The sequence below is a fragment of the Shinella sp. WSC3-e genome, assembly GCF_945994535.1.
Classification (GTDB): Bacteria; Pseudomonadota; Alphaproteobacteria; order Rhizobiales; family Rhizobiaceae; genus Shinella; species Shinella yambaruensis.
On sequence record NZ_OZ000532.1, the window covers coordinates 215,557 to 222,500 of the forward strand.

Annotated in this window: 8 protein-coding genes (1 of these 8 running past the window's edge); 5 read left to right on the forward strand and 3 right to left on the reverse strand. The window is 67.7% G+C overall.

Features of this window, described 5'->3' with window-relative positions; all coding sequences use genetic code 11:
• Positions 1–89 precede the first annotated feature (89 nt).
• From AABF56_RS27720 to rraA, 5 genes are all read left to right on the forward strand, one after another.
• Positions 90–347, forward strand: coding sequence for a hypothetical protein (locus AABF56_RS27720; protein ID WP_272808294.1), 258 nt, complete (start codon positions 90–92; stop codon positions 345–347).
• Positions 265–1,161 (forward strand): LysR family transcriptional regulator, encoded by an 897-nt coding sequence (locus tag AABF56_RS27725; protein WP_272808295.1) that lies wholly within the window; start codon positions 265–267, stop codon positions 1,159–1,161. Before AABF56_RS27720 ends, AABF56_RS27725 begins: the two co-directional genes overlap by 83 nt.
• A 121-nt stretch (positions 1,162–1,282) precedes the next feature.
• Complete coding sequence (locus tag AABF56_RS27730; RefSeq protein ID WP_272808296.1) at positions 1,283–2,368, forward strand: Ldh family oxidoreductase; 1,086 nt, start codon at positions 1,283–1,285, stop codon at positions 2,366–2,368.
• A gap of 3 nt (positions 2,369–2,371) precedes the next feature.
• The gene (locus tag AABF56_RS27735) at positions 2,372–3,349 is read left to right on the forward strand and encodes a D-2-hydroxyacid dehydrogenase family protein (protein ID WP_272808297.1); all 978 of its coding nucleotides are present in this window, start codon (positions 2,372–2,374) and stop codon (positions 3,347–3,349) included.
• Positions 3,346–3,840, forward strand: coding sequence for a ribonuclease E activity regulator RraA (gene rraA, locus AABF56_RS27740; RefSeq protein WP_272808298.1), 495 nt, complete (start codon positions 3,346–3,348; stop codon positions 3,838–3,840). Before AABF56_RS27735 ends, rraA begins: the two co-directional genes overlap by 4 nt.
• A gap of 72 nt (positions 3,841–3,912) precedes the next feature.
• On the opposite strand, the gene AABF56_RS27745 is transcribed toward rraA, so the two are convergent.
• The 3 genes from AABF56_RS27745 to AABF56_RS27755 all read right to left on the reverse strand — a co-directional run.
• Positions 3,913–4,971: an isocitrate/isopropylmalate dehydrogenase family protein gene (locus AABF56_RS27745; protein WP_272808299.1), complete on the reverse strand. Its 1,059-nt coding sequence runs from the start codon at positions 4,969–4,971 to the stop codon at positions 3,913–3,915.
• 36 nt (positions 4,972–5,007) lie between these two features.
• A complete protein-coding gene (locus AABF56_RS27750; protein WP_272808300.1) occupies positions 5,008–6,114 on the reverse strand; it encodes a 4-oxalomesaconate tautomerase in 1,107 nt (368 codons plus the stop codon).
• 92 nt (positions 6,115–6,206) lie between these two features.
• Positions 6,207–6,944 carry the end of a tripartite tricarboxylate transporter permease gene (locus tag AABF56_RS27755; RefSeq protein WP_272808301.1) on the reverse strand. It continues 1,287 nt past the right edge of the window, so only the last 738 of its 2,025 coding nucleotides appear in the window; its start codon lies beyond the right edge, outside the window; it ends in the stop codon at positions 6,207–6,209.

Here is a 6,944-nt window from a genome sequence, read left to right on the forward strand (position 1 = left end):
ATGCCCTCCTCGCCAACCGTCGCTACCCGCAAGCAACAGGAACCGATAGGCCATGGATATCGAGCAACCCCCAATCGGTGGAACGTGCCATGATCCTGGTCATCCTTTCCAACATCGCCTCGGCCATCGAGCGCTATCTCGCCTTCGTCCGGCGCTGCGCGGACTATTCGCTGCATCGTTTCGACGCGCGCCTCATGGCGCGGGTGTACCGCGACTTCGGCTTGGCCGACCCATCCCCGCCGCCGGCGGCATCGGAGGTGCGCCATGCAGCCCTTCGATCCGGTAACGGCGCGCCTCGTCGTCGCGGTCTCCCGGTACGGGTCCATCGGGCGGGCGGCGGAGCATGAGAACATCGCGCCGTCCGCCGTCAGCCGGCGCATCAGCGAGCTGGAGGCCCGACTCGGCGTCGCGCTGTTCGACCGCTCCCTGCAGGGCGCGCGCCTGACGCCGGCGGGCGAGGTCTATGTCGCCGGCTGCCGCGAGATCCTGCGGCAGGTCGCCGACCTCAACACGCAGATGGTCGATTTCTCGGCGGGCACGCGCGGCTCGCTGCGGCTCGCCTGCACCAGCTCCTCGCTGTCGGGCCGGCTGCCGGAGCTTCTGGCGGCCTATGCGCAGAGCCATCCCGGCATCGGCCTCGACATCCAGGAAATGTCGGCGGCCCTCTCACTCGCCGCGATGGACGACGGGCAGGCGGACATCGCCTTCGTCGCCGACAACAACGATGTCGCGCGGTTCGAGACAGAGGTCTTCGAGGACGACAACGTGCTCGTCCTGTGCTCGCCGGATCATCCGCTGGCCGCGCGCCTGCAATCGGGAAAGCCGATCAGCTTCGATGCGGTGGCCGAACACGAGGTGGTGGGCATCCACCAGAGCGGCGCGCTCGACCGGCTGCTGAACGAAGCCGCCGCCCGCAGCGGCCGGGCACTCGGCGAGCGGGTGCGCGTCGAAACCTTCCCGTCGCTTGTGCGGATGGTGGAGGCAGGTTTCGGCATCGGCTTCCTGCGCTCGACGAGCCTGCATCTGCTTGCGGGAACGGATGTCATCAGCGTGCGCCTGTCGGACGCATGGGCAAGCCGAAAGCTGCTTTCCGTGCGGCGCGGGTCGAGTCCGCTCTCCCGGCCCATCCGCGAGTTCCTGGCGCTGGCCCGCAAGCGCTAAGGATCGAAGCAGGGAGGCGGAATTTCATCCGAAATTTCTGGATACAATAGTATACATTGGCATCCATGGCTGATAGTCCATGATGTCGTGAGCCGCGGGGTTTCTGGAGGAGGATGGTCGTATGCAGGCGAAGGATGGAACGATCGTGCATGCGGATGCCGCTCGGCTGGAGGCCGCGGTGGCGGGAATCTTCGCCGACCTCGACGTCCCCGCGCAGGACGCGGCCACCGTCGCACATTACCTGGTCCTCGCCGATCTCCGTGGCGTCGGCACCCACGGCATTTCGCGCATTCCTGTCTACGCGGACCGCCTGCGCCGCGGCCTGGTGCGCGCCCGGCCCGATATCCGCGTCTCGCATCCCATGCCCGCCGCCGCGCATGTCGACGGCGATGACGGCCTCGGCTTCGTCGTCGCCCGCCGGGCCATGCAGGAGGCGATCGCCGCGGCGGAACGATGCGGCATCGGCATGGCGAGCGTCCGCAACAGCGCCCATTTCGGCATGGCCGCGGCCTATCTCCTGGAGGCGATCGATGCCGGTCATGCCGCCTTCGTCTTCACCAATGCCTCGCCCAGCATGCCGATCTGGGGCGGGCGCACGCCCTTCCTCGGCACCAGCCCCTTCGCCTTCGGTGCACCGGGCGGCGAGGGCTCGCCGCCGATCGTGCTCGACATGGCGACCTCGGTCGTCGCGCGCGGAAAGATCCGCCGGGCGATGCAGGCGGGTGAACCGATCCCGGCCGGCTGGGCGCTCGACATCGACGGCCGGGAAACGACGGATGCCCGCCGGGCCTATGAGGGCATCGTGCTGCCGCTCGGCGGCCCGAAGGGATCGGGACTGTCGCTGATGATGGAAGTCCTTGCGGGCGTGATGAGCGGCGCGGCCTATGGCGGCAAGGTGGGCGACCAGTATCGCGATCTCGACCGGCCGCAGAATGTCGGCCACAGCTTCATCGCCTTCCGCCCTTCGCTCTTCCTCGGCGAAGATGCTTATCGAACGCGCATGGACGATCTCGTCAGCCGCGCCCGCGCCTGTCCGCGGGTGGATGACGGTCAGCCGATCCTGATGCCGGGCGAGCCGGAGGCGAACCGGATGAAAACACGGCTGGCCGAGGGAATCCCGCTCACCGCGGCCGACCTTGCCATGCTGCGCGAGCAGGCGGATCTTGCCGGCCTCTCGATCGACCTCGACACGCTTGGAAAGGCCTGAGCCATGCTGCGGATCGCGATCCTCGACGACTATCAGGATGTGGCGCTCACCCTTGCCGACTGGGCCTTGCTCGGCGACGACTGCGAGATCGTCCGCTTCGGCCGCAACCTTGCGAGCGAGGACGAGGCCGCGGGCGCACTCGCCGGCTTCGACGTGCTGTGCCTCATGCGCGAGCGCATGCCGCTGTCCGCCGCGCTGATCGAGCGGCTGCCGGCGCTGAGGCTGATCGTGGTCACCGGCGCGCGCGTGCGCACCATCGACATGGAGGCCGCCGTCGCCCGCGGCATCACCGTCTGCCACACCCATGCCGGCGAATCCGCCCATGCGACGCCGGAAATCGCCTGGGGGCTTATCCTCTCGCTCGCCCGGTCGATCCCGGAAGAGGACGCCCGCATCCGCGCCGGCGGCTGGCAGCACACGGTGGGAACCGTGCTCGGCGGCAAGACGCTGGGGCTGGTCGGGCTCGGCAAGCTCGGTGGCCGCATGGTGCCGATCGCCAAAGCCTTCGGCATGGAGGTGATCGCCTGGAGCCAGAACCTGACGGACGCGCGTGCCGCGGAGGCCGGCGCCCGCCGCGTCGACAAGGAGACCCTGTTTCGCGAGGCCGACGTGGTCTCGCTGCACCTCATTCTCGGCGAGCGCAGCCGGCACACCGTCTCCGCCGCCGAACTCGGCCAGATGAAACAGGGGGCATGGCTGATCAACACCGCGCGCGGCCCGCTGGTCGACGAGGCGGCGCTCATCGAGGCGCTGCGGCAGGGCCGCATCAAGGCCGGGCTCGACGTCTTCGACATTGAGCCGCTGCCGGCCGATCATCCGCTGCGCACCATGCCGAACACCGTGCTGACGCCGCATCTCGGCTATGTCACCGAAGGCGCCTATGCCGCCTTCTACCGCGACACGGTGGACAATATCAGGGCCTGGCGCGACGGTGCGCCCGTGCGGGTGCTCGCCGCACCGAAGACGGAGGAAAGAACGTGACGGACATCATCAAGACGGCGGATCTGGTCGACAGCAACGATGCCGAGGTGCGCTTCTGCGAGATGCAGTGGAAATCCTACGGCCGGCGCAAGGGCTTCCATGGCGAGATCGTCACGCTGAAGACCTTCGAGGACAACCGACTGCTGCGCGCGACGCTGGAGGAAAGCGGCACGGGCAAGGTGCTCGTCGTCGATGGCGCCGGCTCGCTGCGCTGCGCGCTGGTGGGCGACCAGATCGCCGCCCTCGGCCAGGCGAACGGCTGGCAGGGCCTCCTGATCAACGGCGCGATCCGCGACAGCGCCGATATCGACGCCATGGATTTCTGCGTGATGGCGCTCGGCCAGGCGCCCAAGAAGAGCGGCAAGACCGGCCATGGCGCCCGCGACGTGCCGCTCGTCTTCGGCAATGTCGAATTTCGCACGGGGGCCTATCTCTATGCGGATGCCGATGGCGTGCTGGTGGCGGACGGACCGGTGCATCCGGTCGACTGACCAAGACCACGCGAGGAGGCGAAATTGCTGCGGCACCGGGGCAGGCGCCCCGGTGCCGTTTTCCTTGCCGGCCTAGCCGAGGGCCGCAACGACCGTTTCGGTGAACTGCGCCGTGCCGAGCGGTCCGCCAAGGTCCCGGGTGCGGGTGGTGGCATCGGCAAGAACCCGGTCGATGGTCTCCTCGATGAGGGCTGCGGCTTCGATGTAACGCGCGTCGCCGGCGCGTTCGCCGTGCCAGCGCAGCAGCATCGCGGCCGACAGGATCATCGATGTCGGGTTCGCCTTGTCCTGCCCGGCGATATCGGGTGCCGAGCCGTGCTGGGCCTGCGCGGCGGCATGATCGGCACCGGCATTCAGCGAGCCGGCGAGGCCAAGGCTGCCGGAGAGCTCGGAGGCGATATCGGAGAGCGTGTCGCCGTAGAAATTGGTGGTGCAGATGACGTCGTAGCGGCTCGCATCGCGCACGAGCAGCGCCGCCATCGCGTCGATCAGCACCTCTTCGAGCTCCACGTCGGGATAATCGGCGGCGACCTTGCGCACCTCCTTCAGGAAGAGCCCGTCGGTCAGCACGAAGGCATTGGCCTTGTGCACCGCCGTCACCTTGCGGCGGCGCGCCCGCGCCAGCGCGAAGGAGGCCCTGGCGATGCGTTCGATCGCCCTTGCCGTCACCTTACGCATCGAGATCGCCACGTCCTCCGTCGGCATGTATTCGCCGGTACCGGCAAACATGTTCCGATCGGGATACATGCCCTCCGTCGCCTCGCGCATGATGACGAGGTCCATCTCCGTGCCGCGATGGAAGACGCCCCTGCGGGTGCGGGCCGGGCGGATGTTGGCGAAGAGGTCGAGCTGGGTGCGGAAGGCGGCCGAGACGTTGATGCCGCCCTTGTCGCGCGGCGGATAGTCGAGATGGGAGATCGGGCCGAGCAGGGTTCCGTCCATGCCGCGGGCCTCGTCGAGCAGATCCGCGGGCAGCGTCGTGCCGGTCTTATCCAGCGAGACGAAGCCGATGTCGCGCGTCGTGTAGCGGAAGCCGAAGGCGAAGCGGCGGTCGACGGCATCCAGCACCGCGACGGTGGCGCCGACGATTTCCGGGCCGATCCCATCACCTGGAAGAACAAGCAGTTTCATGATTCCATAAACTCCAGAAACAGAGGTACCGGTGACTCAGGCCGCAGGGGATGCCGGCAGCAGGGTCGCCGCCGGCACGAAGATGTTGCCCTGCATCAGCTTGCGCGCGGTGCGCACCACCCCGCCGCTGATGATCTCGACGGCATTGCCATGCGGCTTGCTCGTCATGGCGACATCGATGAGACCCGTCGGATGCTCGATGACCACGGTACAATCGTCCCCCTGCGGCCGTTCTGCAAGGCCATCCGCCACGGTGCCGGGCACCAGCACGCAGGAGGAGACGCAGAGGCCGCCCGTCACCGCGAAGGCCGCATGGGTCTTGTGCGGCACGAAATAGCGGGCGGCGACGTTCCCGCCCTCCCGCGGCGCGGCCAGCATGGCCATTTTCGGCACCACCTTGCCGGTGACGTCGCCGAGACCCATGCGGCGGCCGGCCTCCATGCGCATCGCTTCCATGCGTGCGAAGAAGGCCCCGTCGGCATCGAGCTCGGCGGCGCTCTCGTAGCCCGTCTTGCCGACATCGGCGGCGCGCACGATCATCATCGGCACCGCGACGTCGATGAGCGTCACATCGATCCCCTCGATCTTCTCCATCGGCTTGCCGGTGGGCAGCAGCGCGCCGGTCTTCGAGCCGACGATATCCATGAAATTGAGCCGGATCTCCGCCGCCGTGCCCGGCACGCCGTCGATGCGGGCGTTGCCCTCGTAATTGACGGCGCCGTCCGGCGTCTCGACGATCGCCTCGATGCGGCTCTGGGTGTTGATGTCGTAGATGACGACGCTGGTCTTCTCCCCGCCGACCGGCACCATGCCCGTCTCGATGGCGAAGGGGCCGACGCCGGACAGCATGTTGCCGCAGGAGGGCGAGGTGTCGACGATCGCCTTGTCGACGGAGACCTGGGCGAAGAGATAATCGACATCGACCCCCTCGCGGCTCGACGGGCCGACCATCGCGACCTTGCTCGTCAGCGTGTCCGCACCGCCGAGGCCGTCGATCTGGCGGATATCGGGCGAGCCCATCGCCGCCAGCAGGACGCGCGCGCGGATATCGGGATCCTGCGGAATATCCTGCATCTTGAAGTAAGGCCCTTTCGACGTTCCACCACGCATGAGGATGCAGGGGATGGGATGTTGTGCTGGCATGATGCCCTCGCTGATTGATGTAGACAATTGGATGCAATTGCACACCATGAAAACCGGCGTGCGAGCCCCGGCATCGCCGCCGGGGCCGAAGGTCAGCGCAGAGGCCAGACCAGCTGGTCGTAGAACTGGTTCTGCAAGAGGCCACCCGGCAGGTTCATGTGCAGGATCGACGTCAGCAGCAGCACCAGGCCGACGGCGGCGGCGGTCAGCACCAGCGTCTGCAGCCAGCTCGACCTGGCGACGATCTTGAGGAAGGCGACGAAGAAGCCGATCAGTGCAAGCGTGAAGCCGACGAGGCCGATGGCTGCGACGAAGCCGACCAGCCAGCCGACGAAGCGCCAGAGGCTGCCGCTGGTCGTGCCGTCATCGAGATCGAAGTTCATGTTGCCGGCCGTGCCGCGCCCCGTGGCTCCCCGGACCTGCCAGAACAGCACGGTGGCGGCCGTCAGCAGGCCCACCATGCCGACGGCGATCGGGAAGACGGCATCGAGGAACGAGTTCTCCGCACCTTCGACGATGGTGAAGACAAAGAAGGCGACGGCGATGGCGGTGAAGACGACCTGCGGCCAGAGGTTCTTCGCGGCAGCCGTCTCGTCCTCCTCGCGCTCGAACTCGATGTCGGTGGTGATGCCGCCCGGCACGGCCTCCTCCTTCTGGCGCATACGCGAGCGGCTGGTGAACCAGAGCGAGGCGACCGTGACGAGCGCGATGACGATGGCGATCGGGCGCAGCGGGAAGCCGTAGCCGTAAAACTGCACCGCCTGGTAGAAGTAGGTCTCGACCTGGCCGGCAAGCACGAAGCCGATGAGGAAGGCGGGGCGCGGCCAGCC

What these genes read in the sequence shown, in the direction of transcription:
- AABF56_RS27720 (WP_272808294.1), top strand. Translation starts at nt 90, where the DNA reads ATGATCCTGGTCATCCTTTCCAACATCGCCTCGGCCATCGAGCGCTAT.
- AABF56_RS27725 (WP_272808295.1), top strand. Translation starts at nt 265, where the DNA reads ATGCAGCCCTTCGATCCGGTAACGGCGCGCCTCGTCGTCGCGGTCTCC.
- AABF56_RS27730 (WP_272808296.1), top strand. Translation starts at nt 1,283, where the DNA reads ATGCAGGCGAAGGATGGAACGATCGTGCATGCGGATGCCGCTCGGCTG.
- AABF56_RS27735 (WP_272808297.1), top strand. Translation starts at nt 2,372, where the DNA reads ATGCTGCGGATCGCGATCCTCGACGACTATCAGGATGTGGCGCTCACC.
- AABF56_RS27745 (WP_272808299.1), bottom strand. Translation starts at nt 4,971, where the DNA reads ATGAAACTGCTTGTTCTTCCAGGTGATGGGATCGGCCCGGAAATCGTC.
- AABF56_RS27750 (WP_272808300.1), bottom strand. Translation starts at nt 6,114, where the DNA reads ATGCCAGCACAACATCCCATCCCCTGCATCCTCATGCGTGGTGGAACG.